Below are 21,775 nucleotides of genomic sequence, written 5' to 3'. Positions count from 1 at the left end.
ATGGAGTTTGTTGTCACTTCGATCCCGTATTACGCTTCGCTAATACGGGCTACACAATTAATAATCTGTTGTGACGTTCACCTACAACTTTTATTTCAGCCAGTTATTGAGAATATCAATAATTTTTTGTGCTTGATCTGCGCTGGATATATTAAATTTTGATTTTTGCCAATATTGATTGTTTCGTTTTTGGTAACGACGAATGGAATACTTTACCGGACCATATTCATTTTTAGCGTTATCCCATTCCTGGTACTTGAACATTATAGTGGTCCATGCACCTTTTGATAAAACCTGTTTATCCAGTTCTTTAGTTGTTTCGGTCCCATTCTCGGAATAGGCAATGGTGATATCATCTACAGTTTCAGTCATCTAGATTACTTCCTTAATTAATTATTGATGGATTGTAGTTTGCCATCAACAAAAGTCAAGGAAACTGAGGGTTGATATTGTCCGGGCTGATAGATCCATATCTGGGGTTTAGTAGCGGTAGGTACTGTTTGAATAACGTAGGTATTGTTGACTACATCCGGACTTCCGCAGGCACCATATACTTTACTGACGGGATCATTCATCTGGATACTGGTGCCATTACACAGGCTGGCTGCATTACTGTTTCCGCCATTAATCTTGATTCCCTTAACCTGATTATTGGCAACATCGATTTCCATTTGAGCGCCGCCACTGCCTGTTTGAACGTTCCAAACACCATAGAATGCAGTACTTGTCCCTTGATTGTTATATATTAATTGCTGGACGGGAATTTTTTGAGTGAGTGGTTGATTGGATTCTTGTTGACTTACCGGTTGTCCGCAGGCGGCTATAACCTCATCAGTTGTCATGCCCAGATTTATGTAGGCATGGTTTTGAGGACAATAATACGATTGATCAGCCATAAGATTAAATGGCAAAATAAATAATGCGAAACTGGCACAATATATAAATTTCATATGTTCAATCCGGCTATCCTTTCAACAATAAGTATAGTTCATTTAGCCAATTATTCATCTAAATTAATCGCCAGGGCAGGGATGCGCTGATAAATAAAGTGATTACTTTTAAAATAATCATTATAACTATAGGCGAGAAATCAAAGCCTGATATATCAGGGATTATTTTTCTTCCCAGTATTAATAAAGGTTCAGTGAATAAACGAAGAAAATCTGCAACCGGATGTTGCCAGCCAGGTTTTGCATAACTCATAATCACTCGAATAAGTATCGCATAAAAAAGTAAATCACAGGGTTGAATGATTAAGTCAGCCAATACATAAAGGAGTATATAGACAATAGGCATCAGAGTGTGGAACGCGAGCAGGCTCAGGCACACTATTTTTAGAAACTCAACCAGTATCAGGATAATAAAAGCCACCCAGTCGTATTTTTGTCCTGGCTGATATTTTAATTTAAATAAAGAATTTACTGGTCTAATTACAGGATCGGTAAGTGATAAGATCAATTGGCTGAATGGGCTTAGTGCGCTGACTCTGTAATAACGCAGTGCGATTCGCAACCATAAAGTAAAAAGGACCAAGCCAAAAAATAAAGATGTTAAAAAAATTCCTACAGCGGTAAAACCAGACATTATTTCCCCCATTCAATACAACTGTCTTTAGGTACAGTATTGGAAATTTTCTTTGAATTACGAAAGCTATATTGTTATACCTTCCCTAATTCATGTGCGCGTTGTTTCGCAGCGTTCATCGCCGCAAAGACCAGAGTGTTCAATTGCTCATGTAGTATGCTTACAGCAGCTGCTGTTGTACCTCCTGGTGATGTTACCTTTGTTCTTAACTGGGATAAACTTAAATCGTTATTATGAGCTAAATTAACCGCGCCCGTAAATGTTTGCAGGGTAAATGTTTTGGCAATTTGCGGATCCAGGCCCAGGTTTACAGCGGCATCTATCATTGCTTCCATAAAGAGGAAGACATAGGCAGGACCACTTCCTGACAAAGCGGTATAGGTATCCATTTCATCTTCGTTAAAAGCCCAGGTAGTTAATCCAATTTTAGAAAAAATGAGTTCAGCCCAGTGTTTCTGCTGTTCTGTAGTTACGTCATTGGCTATCATTGGCGTTGCGGCAAGACCAATTGCGGCAGGGGTGTTAGGCATGGTACGTATAATTGCCTGATTCCTCTTGCAGTATTGAGCAAACCAGGAAAGACTTAATCCGGCAGCTACAGAGATAAGTAGACAATGTTGTGGAATAAGAGGGGTAATTTCTTTAAGTACGGTACTCATTTGCATGGGTTTGACGGCCAAAATAATAATGTCTGCGTTTTTGATCACTTCCTTATTATCATGATGCGTTTGAATGCCTTCCTGATTTATTCCAATCGTTAAGGAAGGGGATGCAGCGGATATTGTCAATGAATCCTGTTGACTCAAACCACGGGCAATTGCTTTTGCCATATTTCCGAATCCGATAAAACTGATATTCATAGTGATGTTCCTTTTCGTTCACCAAAAATTGCTCTGCCAATACGAACTATGGTTGCTCCTGCCTTGATTGCCGGAACCAAATCATCGCTCATCCCCATCGATAAAGTATCCATATTAAGATTTAACTTATGATTTATAGAGTGCATGAGTTGGTTCAGTTCGAGGAACAGATGATATTGTTTGTCGGGATCTTTTAATGGTGGTGGAATTGTCATCAAGCCTTTTAAATTAATATTGGGTATTTGACTTACAGCAAAAGCCAAATCCATGGCTTCATCACCAAGTACTCCGGATTTGGTCTGTTCTCCTGCCAGATTAATTTGCAGGCATACATTCAGCGGTGTTCGATCTTTTGGTCTGAACTCACTGAGCAGTTTGGCAATTTTAATTCGATCAAGACTATGAACCCAATCAAACAGTGAGGCAATGCCTTTGGCTTTATTGCTTTGAATTGGGCCGATAAAATGCCAACAGATGGGTAAGTGTTTTAGTTGAGAAATTTTAGCTTCTGCTTCCTGGAAATAATTTTCACCAAAATCTCTAATACCATTTCTGAATGCCTCAGTGATTGAATCAATGTTTTGTTGTTTGCTGACTGCCAATAATAATACAGACCCCGGCGTTCTGTTTTCAGATATTTCAGTTTGAGTAATCTTGCCTCTAATTGTCTCAATATTGTTACTCATATTCATAGGGTAATCACAACAAATGTAAAAATCTAACCATATCAAAATAGTAGGCAGTCCCACAATGTTTGCTGTGTAACCATTACTGAGCTAATCTTCTAGTAACAATGGGTTGATTGATCAGGACATTTGAGCATGGATATAGCAGAATTATTAGCCTTTTCCGTTAAGAACAAATCATCAGATTTACACATATCCTCTGGATTGCCGCCAATGATACGTGTCGATGGGGATCTGCGTAAAATTAATTTGCCTGCTTTGGATCATAAAGACGTTATAAAAATAATATACGATATTATGAATGACAGGCAGAGAAAGGAATATGAAGAGTTCCTGGAAACGGATTTTTCTTTCGAAATTAATAACCTGGCACGGTTCAGGGTTAATGCATTCAATCAAGCACGAGGTGCTGCAGCAGTATTTCGTACTATTCCTTCGACTATATTAAGTATGGAAGATTTGAATTTGCCTCCGATTTTTAAAGAAATGGCCTGTTTTTCCAGAGGATTGGTTTTGGTTACTGGACCAACGGGTTCTGGTAAGAGTACCACTCTCGCAGCGATTATCGATTACATCAATTCTTCTCGATATGAGCATATCCTGACTGTTGAAGATCCTATTGAATTCGTGCATCAGAGCAAAAAATGTCTTGTTAACCAACGGGAAGTCCATAAGGATACTCTTAGTTTTAACGCGGCATTACGATCCGCTTTGCGTGAAGATCCGGATATTATTCTGGTTGGGGAGTTACGGGATCTGGAAACGATTCGCTTGGCAATGACCGCTGCAGAAACAGGGCATTTGGTCTTTGGAACTTTGCACACCAATTCAGCAACCAAAACAATCAACAGAATAATCGATGTATTTCCTGCAGAAGAAAAGTCCATGGTCCGCTCCATGTTATCAGAATCCCTACAAGCTGTTGTCGCGCAAAGTTTATTGAAAAAAAATAATGGTGGCCGGGTCGCTGCCTTGGAGATTATGTTGTGTACTGGTGCTATACGTAACCTGATACGAGAAGATAAAGTAGCTCAAATGTATTCTTCAATTCAAACCGGTCAGGCTAAAGGAATGCAAACTCTGGATCAGCATTTGACGGAGCTGGTAAACAATAACATCATATCCCGACATACGGCACAGGAAGCAGCTATAAATAAAACTTTGTTTTAGAGAACAGATGCATTCATTGCATTCAGGATGACGTAATGAAACAACCGTCATCCCGAGTGAAACGAGGCATCTCCTGAATGTGGAACTGTGCCTGCATCTGGAGATCCTTCACTGCGTTCAGGATGACGTAATAAAACAACCGTCATCCCGAGTGAAACGAGGGATCTCCTGGATGTGGAACTGTGCCTGTATCTGGATATCCTTCACTGCGTTCAGGATGACTTAATAAAACAACCGTCATCCCGAGTGAAACGAGGGATCTCTTGGACGTGGAGCTGTGCCTGCATCTGGAGATCCTTCACTGCGTTCAGGATGACGTAATTTCCTAAGAAATCAGGCGTTTTTTTGCAGTTCAATTAATTGTGGTATTCCACTTTCTGCAAGTGCAAGCATACTGTTCAGTTGATCGCGATTAAAAAATTGGTCTTCCGCAGTTCCCTGAACCTCAATAAAATGACCTGCTTCATTCATGACCACATTCATGTCGGTTTCAGCGAGAACATCTTCTGCATAATCTAAATCAAGTACAGGTTGACCTCTATAGATACCCACAGATACAGCTGCAACGTAATTAAAGGCAGGCATTTTACGTATTTTTTCACGTTGTACCATCCAGTTGATCGCATCTCTCATGGCCACACAGGCGCCAGTAATTGCTGCAGTTCGCGTCCCACCGTCAGCCTGAATCACATCACAATCCAAAGTAATAGTATTCTCACCAATGACTTTTAAATCCATACAGGCTCTGAGGGATCGGCCGATCAATCGTTGAATTTCAAGCGTTCTTCCGCCTTGCTTGCCTTTGCTGGCTTCACGTTCTGTTCTGCTGTGAGTTGCTCTGGGAAGCATTCCGTATTCAGCAGTTACCCAGCCTTGGTTCTTACCTTTAAGGAATCGAGGAACTCCTTCAATTACCGAGGCGTTACACAATACTCTGGTTTGTCCAAACTCAACAAATACAGATCCTTCAGCGTGATTCGTAAAATTACGAGTGATTTTAATAGGGCGAAGTTGATTGGGTTCTCGGTTACTGGGGCGCATTACTTAATCCTCAAAAAAATGGGGAGTATAGCTCTTAAATGACTGTGATGCACCCATGAATGTGGAATAGTTGGTCATCAATTAGCTGTTAAGAATAAAATAAATTTAATCGTTATAATATATCCCATATTGAAATATTTATGCACACATGTATCATTGACAGTTTTTTTATCTTTTTGTCATTTTTTAAATACAAAAATGGGGCGGCTGTCTCATTTCAAGTTGTTGTTTGGAGTTCTACATATGCCATTACCAGCCCATGCTCAATTACTAGGTCAAGTGAATAACTTATTCAAGAGCGCTCAGATAGTTAAAAAGAATCAAATATTATCTGAACTAAAAAAGGAAAAATACAATCGGGCTCTGCAACTAGCTTGTCAATATTGTAAACCAGAAAATAAATCTCAGCTGAAATTGATATCAGTAATCCTGAGTTACAGTAAACAACTTCCTATTGATGTGAATAAAAAATATCTTGGAGATGGAATGACTCCAATCGGGTACGCGATTATCAATAATAATATTGATTTGTATCATTTACTGAGCAATTCCGGAGCCAATCCAGATATTCCTGTCTCTGGGAATAAGACTCCGAGTCAGATATTTCAAGCCAAACTGTTGAACTCTTTAAAGAAACTTAATCCTTTTCTGGATAAAGAGTCCTACAATAGAATTAAAGCCCTCTATGAGGATGACACGCGACTGCCAACAAAAGAAAGCCGGGCTCATGGTGGTGAAAATGCTAAATTTGATGTTTATCGTCTGGAGTTTATGATTGGTGCGATTACTCATCTGATGAATATCTATCGAAATGAGACTATGTTGGATACATTGGTGCCCGGCGTGACGCTATTTGATAGAGATGTTTTCAAGCTGCAATGTATTACGCGGGCAAGACAGGTTCTGGAGATGGTTTGCTCTACTGTTCATAACTTGTCAGGGGCATTTCGCAATGAATACAGTAAATACTTGTTACCTGCTTCATTGACTTGGGTAACTCTCGAACAGTTTGGTGGTCTCATCAAAAATGACGAAAGGAAAAAGGCTTATTTTATTCCAATTGGCGTGGTGAACGACAGCGAGCAATTAAACGATCTTTCTCAGCATTTGGGGTCCATTCATCGATTTGTTATAGAGAACGCTGATTTTGAATTATTAGTTGAAGAGGCCATTCCCTATGTCGTCAAAAATGATCTGCCTTCTTTAAAACTGCTTTTTGAACATCTTGTCGCAGTGATGAAAAACTCATCGAATACTATGCTTGTTCCATTGCAATTGAAGAATATTAAAGCATTAACCAGTCATTTAAAAGATAATTTTACGCTAGTTAATTTAATTAATTTGATGAATTATTCTGAAAATGAGCCTGTCTCGATGACTGGGCTTTCAGAACGAAGTTATAATTTGTCACTGCTGAAAGCTACTGCAGGACCGAGAAGTCGATATCAAAACAGATTCGATTTAACATCGCTCGCAGGACAACATGCAGCCCTTCGTCGACTTCAGTTGATTGGAGAGCAGTTTACGGGGAAGAATTTCTCCAGTTTTTTGTGCAAACTTGATAATACTGTGGATTGGCAGTCATTTATTACGTTAAGAGATATCATCACGCATCAGGAGGAAGGGGATAATAAACATAAAGTGGATATGCTTCTGAACGATATCCCTCGGTTAAAACACATTGTTGGTGAGGAATTAAGTTATTTCTGGTCCAGATTATATCGTTTAGTTGAATTACGCGAAAAGAAAATGGGGCTATATACCGGAGATCCCGAACTGCGTTGGAAGAGTATTTTAGATGTTCATGAAAACAGTCCTGCGCCAATACCCACAATTATCAAACCGGCTCCAGTTCGAAGAGTTTCTCTGGAAGAACAACAACAATTTATTAAGGCATTAAAAGACAAGAAGGCTCCAGAGGATGTACTCACGAGCTGTCAGGGACTATTCGATGGAAGTGATCCTATACCCGATCAGAAAGTACAAGGGCACATATGCTCGTATTTACCTAAAGCAAAGGAAGACAGGCTTCTTAATAAAAGTCTAAAGGGGATTATGAAGAAGGCCGTGAGTGCGGGAGTTTTAACGAAACAAGAACGAATAAACCAACGTGCGTTACAAACCAAGGCAAAATCGGCGATAAAAAACCAGTTTATAGGTTTGGATGAAATTCGAAAGCTGGCTTCTCAATTAACCAAAGCTCCTTGTGAACAGTATGTACTGAATCCACTAAAACGTGTGAATGCTGCTATTGATGCTTTATTAAACATCAGGAGATTTCTTATTGAAATTCAGTACCTCAATCTTAATATACAACGGACCACTCTTGAGGAATGGGATAACTATCACAAGATGAATGGTCAATTAACCTATGTTGAGCTTATGACGAAAAATCATCAATACAAAGATGCGATTGAATATAATTTGAGTCAGTTATTACAACATATGGATCGCGTGAGAGAGTTGCAGGTTGTGGTCGGAAATCAATACATACTTGAACGATATCCCGTTTTAAGAGTACTAAGAAACTTTATAGAGCATGGAAATCCGCTGAAAGACAATAATGGATATTTAGTCGAAAATAATGTTCAGGGGACTCAAAGACAGACTTTTATCGCTCCATTTGTTATTGAGCTAATATATAAATTGCTTCCTGAACTCATTCGTATTAAAGAGAAAATATCTCCTTATGACGCGCATCAAAGTCCCCTGGTTTCTGATGCAGAACACGCGAAATGGACTGAGTGTATGGCCAGATTCAGTTTGTTTGCCAATGGAGGTTTAAATTCTGGGAATAACGCAGCGGATATGAACGTGCCTGAGCCGGGCTTGAAATAACTCCATGATGAGTTCTCTCTGTCCAATTATCTTAATTTGGGGTATATTCGCTCAAGGTTTATTCTAAGGTATTTTTATGATTCAGAGCATGACCGCTTTTGCTCGAGCGCAAAAACAGATTGATTCAGGAACACTGTGTTGGGAAATCAGGTCGGTTAATCATCGTTATCTGGATGTTTCATTTCGATTACCAGAAGCTTTTCGTTTTCTGGAAACCAATTTAAGAGCCTCTCTTCGAGATAAAATAAATCGAGGAAAACTGGAATGTCAGTTAAAGTATCACGATACAAGTTCTGATAATCAGTCTATGCTTATAAATATAGGTATGGTAAATGCATTAGTCGACTTAAGCAGTACATTATCTGCTTCGCATCACCTGGCTAATGATATGACAGTAAGTCATGTACTTTCCTGGCCTGGTGTTGTGCAGGTCGGTCAATTGGATATAGAAATATTGGGACAACAGGCGCTTCTCTTATTTCAGGATGCAGTGGAGCAGTTAGTCCAAGCCCGATCTACAGAAGGTAAGGCATTAAAATTGCATGTTGATGAGCGTTTGCATGCGATGGAGCAAGAGATTACTCGATCTCGAGCCATAGTTGGGAATTTGGCAAGTCTGACTAAAGACAAATTGCTGACTCGATTACATGCAATACAACTCGAAGTAGCTGAATCACGTGTCGAACAGGAAATTGCCATGATTTTAGCACGACTGGATGTAAGCGAAGAACTTGACCGGCTGCAAACCCATGTCGCAGAAGTACGCCGTACACTAAATACGGACAAAGTGGCGGGCAGAAGACTTGATTTTTTAATGCAGGAATTAAACAGAGAGGCGAACACTTTAAGTTCAAAATCAGATTCAGTGGACTTAACACAGAGCGCAGTAGAAATGAAAGTATTAATTGAGCAAATGCGTGAGCAAATACAAAATATTGAGTGAGTACTATGGTTGGTAATTATTCTGGTAATTTATATATAGTTGCAGCGCCTTCTGGAGGCGGTAAAACCAGTTTGGTTCGAAATTTAATCGCTACGCTGGATGATATAGAAGTATCTATCTCTCATACCACACGACCCATGAGGCCGGGGGAACAAAACGGAGTAGATTACTTTTTCGTTAGCGAAGATAAATTTATGCAAATGGTTAATGACAATGCGTTTATAGAACATGCTCAGGTTTTTAATCATTTGTACGGAACTTCTGTTGAGCAAATTAAACGACGATTGCAGCAGGGAATTGATATTGTATTGGATATTGATTGGCAAGGCGCAGAGCAAATCAGACATACTTTTCCTCATGCGGTGAGTATATTTATTGTCCCACCTTCTTTGGACGAGTTAAAACACAGATTAATGAACAGACGTCAGGATAAGGATGAAGTAATCAGTGATAGAATGATTAAGGCGCAAGATGAACTGAGTCATTATCCTGAATTTGATTACTTGATCGTAAACGATACTTTTGAACATGCAGCGATGGATTTGAGGGCTATAGTCACCGCAGATCGCCTGCGAATTGACCGTCAGGTAAATAAACAAGCAAAATTGCTTTCATTCCTGATGTCATAGCAGTAAAATAAGGGGTTTGAGCCAGATACAAGTAAAACAGTTATCTAATCAGGGAGTTGTGATAAGTGTATGCTTTTGTCTCTGGCATTGATGCGGTTGTGTGAATAACAGAGTAGTCCTAAACTTAGATGAGATGGGCTAACGGTCAACTTGTTCTTTAACTTAAGGGTGGATTTTATGGCACGAGTAACAGTAGAAGATTGTTTGGAGCACGTTGCAAACCGATTTGAATTGGTTATGGTTGCTACCAAGCGCGCACGTCAAATCGCGGTTCGTGGCGATCAACCAATGGTTGAATGGGAAAATGATAAACCGACAGTAGTTGCATTGAGGGAAATTGCAGAAGGTTTTGTTACTGCAGATATTTTGGACAAAGAATAAAAGTATTTGTTGACTTTGCAGTAATAGGATTTGTCCTTTAAATACATACTACTTGAAGTACAAGTTACGGTATTTATGCAAAGCACAGGGAACAATGGCGAAGCATAAGAACGTAACTTGGGCAACGAGAGGTATTAATGGCCATGTTGGACATTAGGGAGTACTGCGTGAGCTACTTTAAGGAGCTCGATGAAGAGCTTAAATGCTATCTTGAGCAGGCGCAAATTGAAAAATGCTACCAAGCATACGTGGTTGCTGAAAAAGCACACCATGGCCAAATGCGTCGATCTGGCGAGCCTTATATTACTCATCCCGTAGCCGCAGCCTTAATTCTTGCCAGAATGCGTTTGGACTATCAAACCATAATGGCTACATTACTGCATGATGTAGTAGAAGATACTTCCATTAGTAAAGAAGATTTAACCAATCAGTTTGGGGAAGACGTCACTGCCCTGGTCGACGGTGTAACCAAATTAACCAAAATCAAATTTGAATCCAAAGCAGAAGCTCAAGCAGAAAATTTCCGCAAAATGGTTCTCGCTATGGTTAAAGACATACGCGTGATAATAGTGAAGCTCGCCGATCGTCTGCATAACATGCGTACTTTGGGGGCTATGCCTTATGCCAAGCGCAGACGGATTGCTATAGAGACACTTGAAATTTATGCGCCTATAGCCAATCGATTGGGGATGCATTCCATCTATGTTGGTCTTGAAGATTTGGGATTTCAGGCTTTATATCCCATGCGATACAGAGCCATCAAATCAGCAGTTGAAAAATCACGGGGTAATCGAAAAGAGTTAACCCAGACTATTGAAAAAGATTTGCAGCATGCATTAGCGCAGTTAAACATTCCTTATGAGCAAGTGTTCGGCAGACAAAAACATTTATACAGCATTTACAGAAAAATGCGTCAAAAAAAGGCATCCTTTACAGAAATTACGGATGTTTTTGCATTTCGGGTTATCACTGAGGATATTGATTCCTGCTATCGAATATTAGGGGCCTTACATTGCACTTATAAACCGGTCCCACAGCGATTTAAAGATTATATTGGTATACCCAAAGCGAATGGATACCAGTCATTACATACTACTTTATTTGGTCCATTTGGCGTTCCTCTTGAAGTACAAATACGTACTCGGGAAATGGATAAAGTTGCGGATAATGGAGTTGCGGCGCATTGGATTTATAAATCATCCGGGCTTGAAGTAAATGAAGCACAACTAAGAGCCAGGGAGTGGGTTCAGAGTCTTTTAGAGATGCAGCGCAGCACAGGGAATTCGCTTGAATTTATTGAAAACGTTAAAATAGATTTGTTCCCCGATGAGGTGTATGTATTTACACCAAAAGGTCATATCATGGAATTACCCAAAGGCGCTACGCCAGTTGATTTTGCCTATACCGTGCATTCTGGAGTAGGAAACAGTTGTGTCGCGGCTAAAGTGAACAGGCGGCTGGTTCCTTTGAGCATTCCTTTGTCCAATGGTCAGACTGTTGAAATTATTACTGCCCCCGGTGCTCATCCCAATCCTGCCTGGTTGAATTTTGTCGTGACAGGTAAAGCCCGATCAAATATTCGTCATTTCTTGAAAAGTCAGCAACATGCTGAGTCCATAGTACTTGGTAAACGTTTGTTAGAACAATCACTAATCGAACTCTCAAGTGATTACGCCAAAATACCACCTGAGTCGTTGCAGGCTTTATTAAGTGATTTGCATTATAAAACTGTGGATGATTTATTGTATGCTATTGGAATAGGTAACCAGATGGCTATGGTTATTGCCAAACGCCTGGTTGTTACTCAGGATACGAATGAACTGGATAAAGTAAGTAAAACTCGCCCCTTGGCTATAAAAGGTACAGAGGGAATGGTGGTTCACTTTGGTGAATGTTGTCAGCCCATTCCTGGAGATAATATTGTTGGAAAATTCCAACAGGGTAGGGGAATTATTGTGCATGCCAGCGATTGCGTGTCCTTAAACAGTTCACGCAGCCATCCTGAACAATTCATTGCTCTCCGCTGGGATGAGCAGGTTCAAGGGGAATACTGGGTTGATATTACAGTCGATGTTGCAAACGAACGAGGTGTTTTAGCCGCCTTGGCAACTGCCATTTCAGAAGCGGATTCTAATATAGGTAATATTAATGTTGATCCTCGTGACGGTCGACATAATGCCGTTACTTTTTCTATCAGTGTAACCGACCGAACTCATTTGGCACGAGTGATGCGGCGATTAAGGGCAAACAAAGTAGTGATGCGTCTATACAGAAAAAAACAAGGGGATAATTGATGCAAGCAATCCACACCAAATTGGCACCAGAAGCTATTGGAACATACAGTCAGGCAATACGATGTGGGCATACTGTATATCTTTCAGGGCAGATTCCATTGGATCCTGAAACGATGCAATTATGTAGTGATGATATTAAATTACAGATAACTCAGGTTTTGGAAAATTTAACCGCGGTATGTGAGGCTGCTGGTGGCAGTTTGGCGAATATTGTGAAACTTAATGTTTATCTTACGGATTTAAGCCATTTTCCTTTGATTAATGATGCAATGAGTCGTTATTTTATAGCGCCATATCCTGCCAGGGCAGCGATTGGAGTTTCAGCTTTACCACGCGGTTCAAAGGTTGAAATGGATGGTGTAATGGTTTTATCTGCTTCAAACAGTTAGTCTTATGAGCGACGATCAATACGCTCGTGCCGGGCGTGTGATGTTTTTATTAGTCTGGATTATTTTATTTGCAGGCTTGTTTTTATTTTTTTATTATTATGATAAATCCGACAGTACTGTATATGTTGCCAATCGCAGTGAGTTTGCATTAAGTGCAGATAAGGAAGGTCATTATCGGATTAAAGGCAGGATTAATGATTTTCCCGTAGAGTTTTTAGTGGATACTGGAGCAACCTTGGTTGCCATACCTCAGACTATTGCAAAAAAAGTACATATCACTGGACGATATCCGGTTACCATATCAACTGCAAATGGAGAGGTAACAGGTTCCTTAACCCGCTTAAAGCAAATGTCTTTTGGCGAATTTGAGTTTAAAGACATTAAAGCAGTTATTATTCCTGGAGCGGATGATGATACAGTATTACTGGGAATGAATGTATTATCACAATTTAACATGGTGCAGGAAGCGAATCGGTTGGTGTTAAAGAGACAAGTAAAATAGGGATTCCCGGTAACTAATGCAGATGTTCAGGATGACGATTGAGTTTCGTCATCCTGAACGCAGTGAAGGATCTCCAAATGCAGGTACTATGCTGGTTTCAAGAGATCTTTCACTACGTTTGAGCTCAAATCTCCTGGATTTATTGAGAAGTAATAAAAAGTAGTACTAACCCATTTATTTATAGTTCCTGTAGTTTATCCATGAATACCGGGCTACATACACTATTCAATACAGAGTTTATTTATGAGTATTATTTCACTTAATGGCGCCACTCTTATCATTGCTGGTAATAGAATTCTGGATCAGGCTGATTTACAAATTCAGCCACAGGACAGGATTGCCCTGGTTGGACGTAATGGCGCTGGAAAGTCGACCTTATTAAAATTGTTACAAGGTGATCTGGTCCTTGATAGCGGTCAGATGCATCAGTTGTCGGGGTTAAGAATTGCAGGTTTGATCCAGGAAGTTCCTATTACAGGTGATGAGTCCGTTTATCATTTTCTTGTAAAAAGTTTAGGAGAAGTGGGGGAGGTATTAACCCGGTTTCATGAACTGTCCCAGCAGGACGACATGGATAAACTGGCGATAATTCAACAGCAAATGGATAATTTAAATGCCTGGGATCTGCTGCCAAAAATTGAAACCATGGCAAGTCGCTTAGGTATTGCGATTAATGAGCAAATGGTCAGTTTGTCTGGTGGAATGAAACGTCGAGTTTTACTGGGAGCAGCACTTTTAGCTACTCCAGATGTGCTTTTATTGGATGAGCCAACAAACCATTTGGATATTGAAGCAATCGAATGGCTGGAGTCGTATTTAAAAACATTTAACGGTAGTGTCGTAGTAGTAACCCATGATAGAGAATTTCTGAGCCAGGTAGCTAATCGTATCGTAGAGATAGACAGAGGAAAACTGTATTTTCATGAATGTGATTATGAAACGTATCTGGATAGACGTGAAACAATAAGATTAAGTGAACAAAAGCAAAATGATTTGTTTGATAAAAAATTGGCTGAAGAAGAAGTCTGGATTCGTACCGGGGTAAAAGCCAGGCGAACGCGCAATGAAGGCCGAGTTCGTGCACTGAAAGCGTTAAGAGAGGAATACAAAGCCCGCCGTAACCAGTTAGGTTCGGTAAAATCCTTAGCTTTGGATGTAACTCGTTCAGGCTCTATGGTGATAGAAGCTGAAAAAGTAAATTATACAATTGGTAATAAATTGCTTCTAAAAGATTTTTCTTTACTGCTTACACGCGGCGACAAACTTGGGATTATTGGTCCAAATGGATGTGGTAAGACAACATTGGTTCGATTGTTATTAGGCGAACTGAAACCTGATTCGGGAACTATAAAACAGGGGACCTCCTTGAATGTTGCCTATTTTGATCAATTACGCCGTCATCTTTTGGAAGATCAAACCGTCATGTTCAATGTTGGCGACGGCGCTGATTACGTCACGATTAATGGTAAACAAAAACATGTGGCCAGTTATTTAAAGGATTTTTTATTTTCACCTGATCGGTTTAATCAACCCGTATCTTCTTTATCTGGTGGGGAAAGAAACAGATTATTATTAGCTAAACTTTTTGCTAAACCGGTAAATCTCCTAGTAATGGATGAGCCCACAAATGATTTGGATATAGAAACATTAGAGTTATTGGAACAAATGCTGATGGAGTATCCTGGAACCTTAATCCTGATCAGTCATGATAGAGCTTTTATTAATCAGGTAGTAACCAGTGTTCTGGTTTATGAAGAAGAGGGTAAGTTTAGTGAGTTTGTAGGGGGTTATGACGATTATAAAATGCATAAAAAACAGCAGCGAGACGTTGCTGCAGTCAAAACAGCGACAGTAAAACGAACGAACACTGCGAATAAATTGAATTTCAATGAGCAGCGTGAATTGTCAAAACTACCTCAGCAGATAGAGGTGCTGGAGAAAAAAATTGAAGCGTTGCATCAACAGATGGCTACCGCTGATTTTTATCAGCAGGATGCAAAGACTATAGCGGATGTCACTAAAAAACTGGCGAACGAAGAAGAGTTATTATCCCGGTATTTTGCTCGTTGGGAAGAGCTGGAAGCGAGGCAATAAAGTGCCTTATGGGAGCCAATCTTCTCTTAATGTATTATTAGGCACTCCTGCCTGATAATAGTAGTATTAATTTTATTGGGGCTTATGCATAATAATTTGTTGTTACACTTGGGTCTGTATTGAAGGAATAGTCATGTTATTAACTCTAGCTCTGGTTATATTTGCTGCCGCCATAATGATTTTATTTGCTCAGGAGTTCATCAGGACTTTTAAGAAAATATTTGCAATTAAAGGCGCTAAATTATTTCTTCCTTTACTTTTAGGTTCATGGCTGGTTCTTAATTTTGATTATTTGTGTTTATGGGGTTTCTATTATTATCAAGAAATATTAAATGCAATTGTGGTCTTTTTAGCAGGATTAATTCCTATCCAATCCATTGCTCGACCACTCGTTTTAATCATTGTATTGACACTAATCTCGGTAGTTCCTGTAGTGTTGTTGGATTTGTATTTGGTGAAGAAAACCTATAAGCACTATGAATACCCTTATTTAACCAGTACTTTAATATGGATAATTACCGCTGTGATGTTCCTGGCGATGGGTTAAAGCTATTCTTGATGCTGATACGGAATTAAATACCCTCTCGAAGATCTCGCGATAAGTTGATTGAACCGCAGTTAGAGACTAATTCTTTCAGTTTTCTTCACCTAAGCTTGGAAAAATGGTTTAATTCGCGCAGAACAGTGTATAATTCCATCAATTTATTTTCAGGTTGTGTTATGAATAAGCAGGATTTTTATTTTGATTTGCCAGAAGAGCTGATCGCTCAATATCCTTTGGCGCAAAGAAGTGATTCACGATTATTAACTTATAATCGTCAATCAGGTGAGTATGGGCATTATCAATTCAGAGAAATCGCAGATTTTTTAAATCCAGGTGATTTATTAGTAATGAATGACAGTAAAGTTATTCCGGCAAGACTTTATGGTCATAAATTATCCGGTGGTAAAGTGGAGTTGTTAGTTGAACGTATCACTGGTCCTAATACATTTCTCGCCCATATTAAAGCCAGTAAAGCATTGAAAGCTGGAGGCATCATTCAGCTTGAACAAGGAAATCAATTGGAAATATTGGATAGAAACGATGATTTATTTGTCTGTAAATCCAATTGTGACGCTTTATCTCTTTTAAATACGGTCGGACATATTCCATTACCCCCGTACATTACCCGAAATGATGAATTATTGGATGAAGATCGTTACCAAACGGTTTATGCAAAACACGCCGGCTCTGTAGCAGCACCCACTGCTGGGTTGCATTTTGATGATGCCGTTATTTCCAGTTTGGAATCAAGGGGAGTGAATATTTCTTATGTCACTCTGCATGTTGGTGCAGGTACCTTCAGGCCAGTACGTTGTGATAATATAAAAGAACATAAAATGCATAGCGAACAGTTCACTCTAAGCCCAGAGTTATGTGCTGCTGTTCAAGCGACTAAAGCTGCAGGAAACAGGGTGATTGCAGTAGGTACAACAGCACTTCGCAGTCTGGAAAGTGCAGCCAGAGAGGGTGAATTAATCCCTTGCAGCAGAGATACCGATATATTTATCTACCCGGGATATGAATTTAAGGTATGTGATGGTTTAATGACGAATTTTCATTTACCCGAATCCACTTTACTGATGCTGGTGTCTGCGTTTATAGGTCATCAACAAGCTATGGATCTCTACCAGGAAGCGATCAAAAAAAGGTATCGATTTTTTAGTTACGGTGATACAAGCCTATTATTATAGTTAGGGGATTGGTGATGTCAGGCAAAGTTCAACAATATGTACCTGTAGTAACGACAGAAGCTGGATCCTGCCTCACCTCAGCCAATTGGCGCGAGGTTAATGTAAAAACAGTTGCATGTTATCTGGATGATTTATTATTAAAACCCGGCGCCGACTTATTGAAAAAAATAGATAATCTTGCCGCGTATTGGGGGTGGTCTGGTAGCGTTATTTTAAATGCATCCCGTCTTTTGGCTAATAAGGAAGGTCTATTTACTCTTATTTCACCTTATGATGGAGCAAGGATAAAATTCAATTATGCTGAACTCTTTGAACTAGTGAACAATTTAAAACCGGATGTATTCATAGTACCCAAAAATACTATAAATGATGCTCCCGAATTTTGGGAAACCCTGGATAACTCCATTATCCCTTTTATTCCAGTAAACGATTTGATCAATCAGGCTTGTCAAAAACCACATGGTGTCTATTTTAATTTTGTGGATGAACATGCAAATCAATCCGTTACAGAGGATGTGTCCAGATGGACGCATCTTCCTTGTTATATGATCGGCAAGATTCATTTGGATTTAATAAATAGCCTGAGTGATCTCGGTGTGGAATACATTGAGTCCGATGAACCTGCGCTGTCTGCCTTTCAGGGGAAAGTATATTCTGGTTCAGATACTGTGGATTTAACCGATTCCTCCACCGAATTGCAGTTTGATGTAATCGATCCGGACTGTGCCTGCCCAACCTGCACTCAGCAATTAACCAAGGCTTATTTACACCATCTTTATTTCCATACTCCATTATTATGCCAGCGATTTTTAATTCAACATAATGTCTTTCAGGCGCAACGTACAACTTGAAAATAAACGGAAATTGATTCCTTTCATTTACCTTAGGTTCAATTCGCTATATGATGTCACGCTGTTGAACAATAGACTTTAACCCGACCGTCAATAGACCTCTAATCGGAGTTTCAATAACCTTTGGGATTAAAGTTGAATGCAATAAATTAATGGTAGATTTGAGGAGATTTTATGAGTTTTTTTATTAGTGATGCATTAGCCGCAGCCACAACGACGGCACCAGCTGCACAAAATGATGGAACATTTTCGCTGATTATGATCGCTGCAATATTTGTATTGTTTTATTTTATGTTAATCAGACCACAAAATAAAAAAGCAAAAGAACATCGTGAGTTAATAAGTCGTTTAAAAAAGGGCGATGAAATAATAACTACCGGAGGTATGTTAGCCAAGGTTGTTAGTTTGGATGAGCAATATATAAAAATCAGCCCTGCCGAAGGTATTGAGATTAGTATGCAAAAAGGCGCAGTAAGTACCGTATTGCCAAAAGGCACTTTAAAATCTCTTTAAGTTTGTCATAGGGACACGCAAATGCAAAATAAATACCCTCTATGGAAAAATCTGATGCTGATTCTTATTGCCGTCATCGGATTTGTTTATGCCATACCTAATTTATACACCGAGCATCCAGTTGTACAGATTTCAGCAGAAGACGCTGATGATAAAGAAGCCTTAAAAGCCAAGGTAGAAGAGGCGTTGAAGGCTGCCAAGATTGATTACACGTCGCTTATTATTGAAAATCAGGGTGTAGAGGTTGGTTTTTCTTCAACTGATTCACAATTAATGGCACAGGACGTCATTAAAAACAGTTTGGGAAGTCAGTACACTGTAGCGTTGAACCTGGCATCAACGACGCCTCATTGGATGCAAGCGATACACGCGGATCCAATGAAACAAGGTCTCGATCTTAGAGGCGGGGTACATTTTCTTCTTGAAGTGGATGTGGAAAGTGTAATCAGCCGCCGATATGAAGGTATTATGAAAAGTATTGGCCAGGAGCTGCGGGAAATTGGTGTACGTTATTCGGGTATTCGATATGTTCCGGATAAGGGAATAGATTTGCGCTTCCGTGATGCAGAGTCCATGGAAAATGCTTTGGTTGAACTGAAACAAAAAATACCAGAAGTGGTCTTTATAAAAAGCAAGGTGAAAAATGCTGTATTAGGCTCTATTTCTCCGGCGGAGTTAAATAGCATTAGACAGAATACTATAGAACAGACCATGAGTATTTTACGTAACCGGGTGAATGAATTAGGCGTGGGTGAGGCTGTTGTTCAGCAACAGGGCGCCACTCGCGTTGCTGTGGATTTACCAGGTATTCAGGACGCTGCCAGAGCCAAACAGATTCTTGGAGGCACTGCGACATTACAATTTTACCTGGTTGATCAGGAAAATGATCCTCAGATTGCCAAACAAACTGGTGTGGTACCTGTCAGTGATAAATTGTATATGATGGATGGACATCCTATTCTATTGAAACGCCAGGTTGTGTTGAGCGGTGATTCTATTACTTCTGCAGTATCAAGTTTCGATCAGCAAACAGCGACTCCAGCAGTACAAATTCAATTAGGTGGGGGCGGAGAAAGTCTGTTCACTAAAGTGACTCGTGAAAATATCGGAAAACGTATGGCAATAGTTTACGTTGAAACGAAAAACACAATGAAAACGGTTAATGGTGTTGAAACACGAGTGACACATAGAGAAGAGCGAGTCATCAGTGCTCCTGTTATTCAGAATGCTTTAGGAAATAACTTCCAGATTACTGGTCTTACTGACAGTAAGGAAGCCAGTAATCTGGCACTATTGCTGAGAGCCGGTGCATTGCCTGCAGCTATTTATCCCATTGAAGAACGTACTGTCGGACCTACTTTGGGTAAAGAGAATATTCGTCGAGGAATTATTTCTCTGGAAGTCGGTATGGGTCTGATTTTAGTATTGATGTTGGTGTACTATCAGTTGTTTGGATTGATCGCTGACTTCGCTTTATTGCTTAATTTAGTCCTTCTTGGAGCCTTATTATCAATAATTGACGCTACTTTGACTCTGCCGGGTATTGCGGGAATTGTGTTGACAGTGGGTATGGCCGTTGATGCGAACGTATTGATTTATGAACGTATCCGAGAGGAGTTGCGTTTGGGATTATCTCCGCAGGCTGCAATTCATGCAGGATATGAGCGTGCTTTTTCTACCATTCTTGATGCGAATGTGACTACATTAATAGTAGCCATTATTTTGTTTGCGGTAGGTACTGGTCCAGTTCGCGGGTTTGCTGTAACCCTCTCTTTAGGGTTATTAACTTCAATGTTGACAGCTATTACTTATACCCGGGCAATAGTCAATTGGTATTATGGCGGTCGTACCGTTAAAAAATTATCTATAGGTATATAAGGCGAGGCTCAGATGGAATTTTTTAATCCAAATTCAAAAGTGGACTTTATGGGAGCGCGCCGCTGGACGGCGATGTTCTCCATATTAATTTTTGTTGTTTCAATTGGAGCCCTGGCTATAAATGGGTTGAAATGGGGACTTGATTTTACCGGCGGAACACAAATAGAAGTCACTTACACCAATGCCGCTGATTTACCCTCGATCAGGGAAAATCTGGCTAAGATGGGCTTTAAAGAAGCGCAGGTTGTGAGTTATGGTACCTCTAAAGACGTACTGATCAGCATTGCGCCACGTGCTGATAAAGAACCGGCTCGTCTTGTCGATCAGGTCATGTCTGCTTTACCCGGTGCAACCAAGCAACGAGTTGATTTCGTAGGGCCACAAGTAGGGCAGGAGCTGGCTACTAAAGGGGCTTTAGCTATTATTGTTTCCTTACTGGCTACCATGATTTACATCGCCATGCGTTTCGAATACCGACTGGCGGTAAGTTCTGCAGTCGCTCTGGTTCATGATCCGGTGTTGATTCTCGGTATCTTTGCTTTATTTGGTATTGAATTTGATCTTAAGGCATTGGCTGGATTGTTGGCTGTGATTGGCTATTCCTTAAATGATACCATCGTTGTTTTTGATAGGGTTCGTGAGAATTTTGTTAAAATACGTCGTACCAGTCCAATCGAAATCATGAATATATCGATAAACCAGACTTTATCCAGAACCATTATGACGTCAATGCTGACTTTATTTGTTGTCGTGGCTTTGTTTGTTTATGGTGGGGAGACAATTCATGGATTCTCTCTTGCCCTAATCATTGGAATCGTCATTGGAACTTATTCCTCAATTTATGTTGCGGGAGCGCTGGCGGTAGCTATGGGACTGGATAGAAAAGACTTTTTACCCAGTCAACGTAAAGAACTGGATGATCGTCCTTAAGTTATTTGTAGAGTAGATTGTCGTATATGAGTAGTGCGGTATGGGATCTACTTCTTTCAGATATCCCGGATTGTTACTTTATATAATCCGGGCTTATCTGGTAATAAATTGTTATTCTTCAAGCAACCTGTCAATTTTTGCTGCACAAATAAAGTCATTATGAGTTAAGCCATTTAATGCATGCGTCATAAAGCTGACTCGACAGTAGTTGTAACCGACTTCCAGATCCGGATGGTGATTTTCAATATTGGCTGTCCATGCGATAGCGTTGACGAATGCCATCGTTTCATAAAAATTATTGAATGAAAATGAGCGCTTAATTATGGTGTTATCTGGAGTGACTTGCCAATGTTTATTAAGCTGTGGCATCAGGTTTTTAATTTGTTCTGCTGTTAATGCTGCTCCTATGCCTTCACAGGACTCACAATGTTTGCTGCTTAAATCACTTGTCATATTAT

Annotated in this window: 22 protein-coding genes; 15 read left to right on the top strand and 7 right to left on the bottom strand. The window is 39.9% G+C overall.

The genetic code is table 11. The annotated features are described in order from the left end of the window. Window positions 1-90: 90 nt before the first annotated feature. The 5 genes from IZU94_RS05840 to IZU94_RS05820 all read right to left on the bottom strand — a co-directional run bounded on the left by IZU94_RS05840 (window position 91) and on the right by IZU94_RS05820 (window position 3,136). Window positions 91-372: a hypothetical protein gene (locus IZU94_RS05840; protein ID WP_203108890.1), complete on the bottom strand. Its 282-nt coding sequence runs from the start codon at window positions 370-372 to the stop codon at window positions 91-93. Between the two features lie 17 nt (window positions 373-389). Beyond that, window positions 390-950 carry a DUF2845 domain-containing protein gene (locus IZU94_RS05835; protein WP_203108888.1) on the bottom strand — a complete coding sequence of 187 codons (561 nt, stop codon included), beginning with the start codon at window positions 948-950 and terminating at the stop codon, window positions 390-392. A 58-nt stretch (window positions 951-1,008) separates the two neighbouring features. Next, complete coding sequence (locus tag IZU94_RS05830) at window positions 1,009-1,584, bottom strand: YggT family protein (protein ID WP_203108886.1); 576 nt, start codon at window positions 1,582-1,584, stop codon at window positions 1,009-1,011. A gap of 74 nt (window positions 1,585-1,658) precedes the next feature. Next, window positions 1,659-2,444, bottom strand: a complete 786-nt coding sequence (gene proC / locus IZU94_RS05825) for a pyrroline-5-carboxylate reductase (protein ID WP_203108884.1) — start codon at window positions 2,442-2,444, stop codon at window positions 1,659-1,661. Further along, window positions 2,441-3,136, bottom strand: a complete 696-nt coding sequence (locus IZU94_RS05820; protein WP_203108882.1) for a YggS family pyridoxal phosphate-dependent enzyme — start codon at window positions 3,134-3,136, stop codon at window positions 2,441-2,443. Before IZU94_RS05820 ends, proC begins: the two co-directional genes overlap by 4 nt. 129 nt (window positions 3,137-3,265) lie before the next feature. On the opposite strand from IZU94_RS05820, the gene IZU94_RS05815 reads away from it, so the two are divergent. Continuing rightward, entirely contained in the window at window positions 3,266-4,300 is a 1,035-nt protein-coding gene (locus IZU94_RS05815) for a type IV pilus twitching motility protein PilT (RefSeq protein ID WP_058475200.1), read from the top strand. A 333-nt stretch (window positions 4,301-4,633) separates the two neighbouring features. Here the strand turns inward: IZU94_RS05815 and rph are convergent, their stop codons facing one another. Further along, window positions 4,634-5,341 carry a ribonuclease PH gene (gene rph / locus IZU94_RS05810; protein ID WP_203108880.1) on the bottom strand — a complete coding sequence of 236 codons (708 nt, stop codon included), beginning with the start codon at window positions 5,339-5,341 and terminating at the stop codon, window positions 4,634-4,636. A gap of 243 nt (window positions 5,342-5,584) precedes the next feature. Here rph and IZU94_RS05805 point away from each other — a divergent pair, with 243 nt between their 5' ends. From IZU94_RS05805 to secF, 14 genes are all read left to right on the top strand, one after another. After that, window positions 5,585-8,179, top strand: coding sequence for a hypothetical protein (locus IZU94_RS05805; protein WP_203108878.1), 2,595 nt, complete (start codon window positions 5,585-5,587; stop codon window positions 8,177-8,179). 76 nt (window positions 8,180-8,255) lie between these two features. Then, entirely contained in the window at window positions 8,256-9,122 is an 867-nt protein-coding gene (locus IZU94_RS05800; protein ID WP_203108876.1) for a YicC/YloC family endoribonuclease, read from the top strand. A gap of 5 nt (window positions 9,123-9,127) precedes the next feature. Then, a complete protein-coding gene (gene gmk, locus IZU94_RS05795) occupies window positions 9,128-9,751 on the top strand; it encodes a guanylate kinase (protein WP_203108874.1) in 624 nt (207 codons plus the stop codon). 177 nt (window positions 9,752-9,928) lie between these two features. Then, the gene (gene rpoZ, locus IZU94_RS05790) at window positions 9,929-10,132 is read left to right on the top strand and encodes a DNA-directed RNA polymerase subunit omega (RefSeq protein WP_115148690.1); all 204 of its coding nucleotides are present in this window, start codon (window positions 9,929-9,931) and stop codon (window positions 10,130-10,132) included. A 167-nt stretch (window positions 10,133-10,299) separates the two neighbouring features. After that, window positions 10,300-12,426, top strand: a complete 2,127-nt coding sequence (spoT, locus tag IZU94_RS05785) for a bifunctional GTP diphosphokinase/guanosine-3',5'-bis pyrophosphate 3'-pyrophosphohydrolase (RefSeq protein ID WP_058475195.1) — start codon at window positions 10,300-10,302, stop codon at window positions 12,424-12,426. Next, entirely contained in the window at window positions 12,426-12,815 is a 390-nt protein-coding gene (locus IZU94_RS05780) for a RidA family protein (protein WP_203108872.1), read from the top strand. Before spoT ends, IZU94_RS05780 begins: the two co-directional genes overlap by 1 nt. Window positions 12,816-12,819: 4 nt before the next feature. Beyond that, window positions 12,820-13,317 carry a retropepsin-like aspartic protease family protein gene (locus tag IZU94_RS05775; protein WP_203108870.1) on the top strand — a complete coding sequence of 166 codons (498 nt, stop codon included), beginning with the start codon at window positions 12,820-12,822 and terminating at the stop codon, window positions 13,315-13,317. A 243-nt stretch (window positions 13,318-13,560) separates the two neighbouring features. Continuing rightward, window positions 13,561-15,411 carry an ATP-binding cassette domain-containing protein gene (locus tag IZU94_RS05770; protein ID WP_203108868.1) on the top strand — a complete coding sequence of 617 codons (1,851 nt, stop codon included), beginning with the start codon at window positions 13,561-13,563 and terminating at the stop codon, window positions 15,409-15,411. A gap of 133 nt (window positions 15,412-15,544) precedes the next feature. Further along, on the top strand, window positions 15,545-15,958 hold the full coding sequence (locus IZU94_RS05765; RefSeq protein WP_203108866.1) for a hypothetical protein: 414 nt from the start codon (window positions 15,545-15,547) through the stop codon (window positions 15,956-15,958). 173 nt (window positions 15,959-16,131) lie between these two features. Continuing rightward, window positions 16,132-17,145: a tRNA preQ1(34) S-adenosylmethionine ribosyltransferase-isomerase QueA gene (gene queA / locus IZU94_RS05760; protein ID WP_203108864.1), complete on the top strand. Its 1,014-nt coding sequence runs from the start codon at window positions 16,132-16,134 to the stop codon at window positions 17,143-17,145. Window positions 17,146-17,159: 14 nt separating this feature from the next. Then, a complete protein-coding gene (locus tag IZU94_RS05755; protein WP_203108861.1) occupies window positions 17,160-17,996 on the top strand; it encodes a tRNA guanosine transglycosylase family protein in 837 nt (278 codons plus the stop codon). Between the two features lie 174 nt (window positions 17,997-18,170). Continuing rightward, window positions 18,171-18,509 (top strand): preprotein translocase subunit YajC, encoded by a 339-nt coding sequence (yajC, locus tag IZU94_RS05750; protein ID WP_058475187.1) that lies wholly within the window; start codon window positions 18,171-18,173, stop codon window positions 18,507-18,509. A gap of 21 nt (window positions 18,510-18,530) precedes the next feature. Then, window positions 18,531-20,387 carry a protein translocase subunit SecD gene (gene secD, locus IZU94_RS05745; RefSeq protein WP_203108859.1) on the top strand — a complete coding sequence of 619 codons (1,857 nt, stop codon included), beginning with the start codon at window positions 18,531-18,533 and terminating at the stop codon, window positions 20,385-20,387. Between the two features lie 12 nt (window positions 20,388-20,399). Continuing rightward, window positions 20,400-21,317, top strand: a complete 918-nt coding sequence (gene secF, locus IZU94_RS05740; RefSeq protein WP_203108857.1) for a protein translocase subunit SecF — start codon at window positions 20,400-20,402, stop codon at window positions 21,315-21,317. 111 nt (window positions 21,318-21,428) lie between these two features. Here secF and IZU94_RS05735 read toward each other — a convergent pair whose 3' ends face one another. Continuing rightward, the gene (locus IZU94_RS05735) at window positions 21,429-21,770 is read right to left on the bottom strand and encodes a 4a-hydroxytetrahydrobiopterin dehydratase (protein WP_203108855.1); all 342 of its coding nucleotides are present in this window, start codon (window positions 21,768-21,770) and stop codon (window positions 21,429-21,431) included. Window positions 21,771-21,775 lie beyond the last annotated feature (5 nt).

Origin of the sequence: Legionella bononiensis, from assembly GCF_016786215.1 — a bacterium.
Classification (GTDB): domain Bacteria; phylum Pseudomonadota; class Gammaproteobacteria; order Legionellales; family Legionellaceae; genus Legionella; species Legionella bononiensis.
This window is presented reverse-complemented; position numbering and strand designations above follow the sequence as displayed.

Bases quoted from the DNA above. Each gene is read 5' to 3' on its own strand.
- IZU94_RS05830 (WP_203108886.1), bottom strand. From the start codon at position 1,584: ATGTCTGGTTTTACCGCTGTAGGAATTTTTTTAACATCTTTATTTTTT.
- IZU94_RS05770 (WP_203108868.1), top strand. From the start codon at position 13,561: ATGAGTATTATTTCACTTAATGGCGCCACTCTTATCATTGCTGGTAAT.
- proC (WP_203108884.1), bottom strand. From the start codon at position 2,444: ATGAATATCAGTTTTATCGGATTCGGAAATATGGCAAAAGCAATTGCC.
- rph (WP_203108880.1), bottom strand. From the start codon at position 5,341: ATGCGCCCCAGTAACCGAGAACCCAATCAACTTCGCCCTATTAAAATC.
- IZU94_RS05815 (WP_058475200.1), top strand. From the start codon at position 3,266: ATGGATATAGCAGAATTATTAGCCTTTTCCGTTAAGAACAAATCATCA.
- IZU94_RS05840 (WP_203108890.1), bottom strand. From the start codon at position 372: ATGACTGAAACTGTAGATGATATCACCATTGCCTATTCCGAGAATGGG.
- rpoZ (WP_115148690.1), top strand. From the start codon at position 9,929: ATGGCACGAGTAACAGTAGAAGATTGTTTGGAGCACGTTGCAAACCGA.
- secF (WP_203108857.1), top strand. From the start codon at position 20,400: ATGGAATTTTTTAATCCAAATTCAAAAGTGGACTTTATGGGAGCGCGC.
- yajC (WP_058475187.1), top strand. From the start codon at position 18,171: ATGAGTTTTTTTATTAGTGATGCATTAGCCGCAGCCACAACGACGGCA.
- IZU94_RS05800 (WP_203108876.1), top strand. From the start codon at position 8,256: ATGATTCAGAGCATGACCGCTTTTGCTCGAGCGCAAAAACAGATTGAT.
- IZU94_RS05755 (WP_203108861.1), top strand. From the start codon at position 17,160: ATGTCAGGCAAAGTTCAACAATATGTACCTGTAGTAACGACAGAAGCT.
- IZU94_RS05735 (WP_203108855.1), bottom strand. From the start codon at position 21,770: ATGACAAGTGATTTAAGCAGCAAACATTGTGAGTCCTGTGAAGGCATA.
- IZU94_RS05765 (WP_203108866.1), top strand. From the start codon at position 15,545: ATGTTATTAACTCTAGCTCTGGTTATATTTGCTGCCGCCATAATGATT.
- IZU94_RS05780 (WP_203108872.1), top strand. From the start codon at position 12,426: ATGCAAGCAATCCACACCAAATTGGCACCAGAAGCTATTGGAACATAC.
- IZU94_RS05775 (WP_203108870.1), top strand. From the start codon at position 12,820: ATGAGCGACGATCAATACGCTCGTGCCGGGCGTGTGATGTTTTTATTA.
- gmk (WP_203108874.1), top strand. From the start codon at position 9,128: ATGGTTGGTAATTATTCTGGTAATTTATATATAGTTGCAGCGCCTTCT.
- queA (WP_203108864.1), top strand. From the start codon at position 16,132: ATGAATAAGCAGGATTTTTATTTTGATTTGCCAGAAGAGCTGATCGCT.
- secD (WP_203108859.1), top strand. From the start codon at position 18,531: ATGCAAAATAAATACCCTCTATGGAAAAATCTGATGCTGATTCTTATT.
- IZU94_RS05835 (WP_203108888.1), bottom strand. From the start codon at position 950: ATGAAATTTATATATTGTGCCAGTTTCGCATTATTTATTTTGCCATTT.
- IZU94_RS05820 (WP_203108882.1), bottom strand. From the start codon at position 3,136: ATGAATATGAGTAACAATATTGAGACAATTAGAGGCAAGATTACTCAA.
- IZU94_RS05805 (WP_203108878.1), top strand. From the start codon at position 5,585: ATGCCATTACCAGCCCATGCTCAATTACTAGGTCAAGTGAATAACTTA.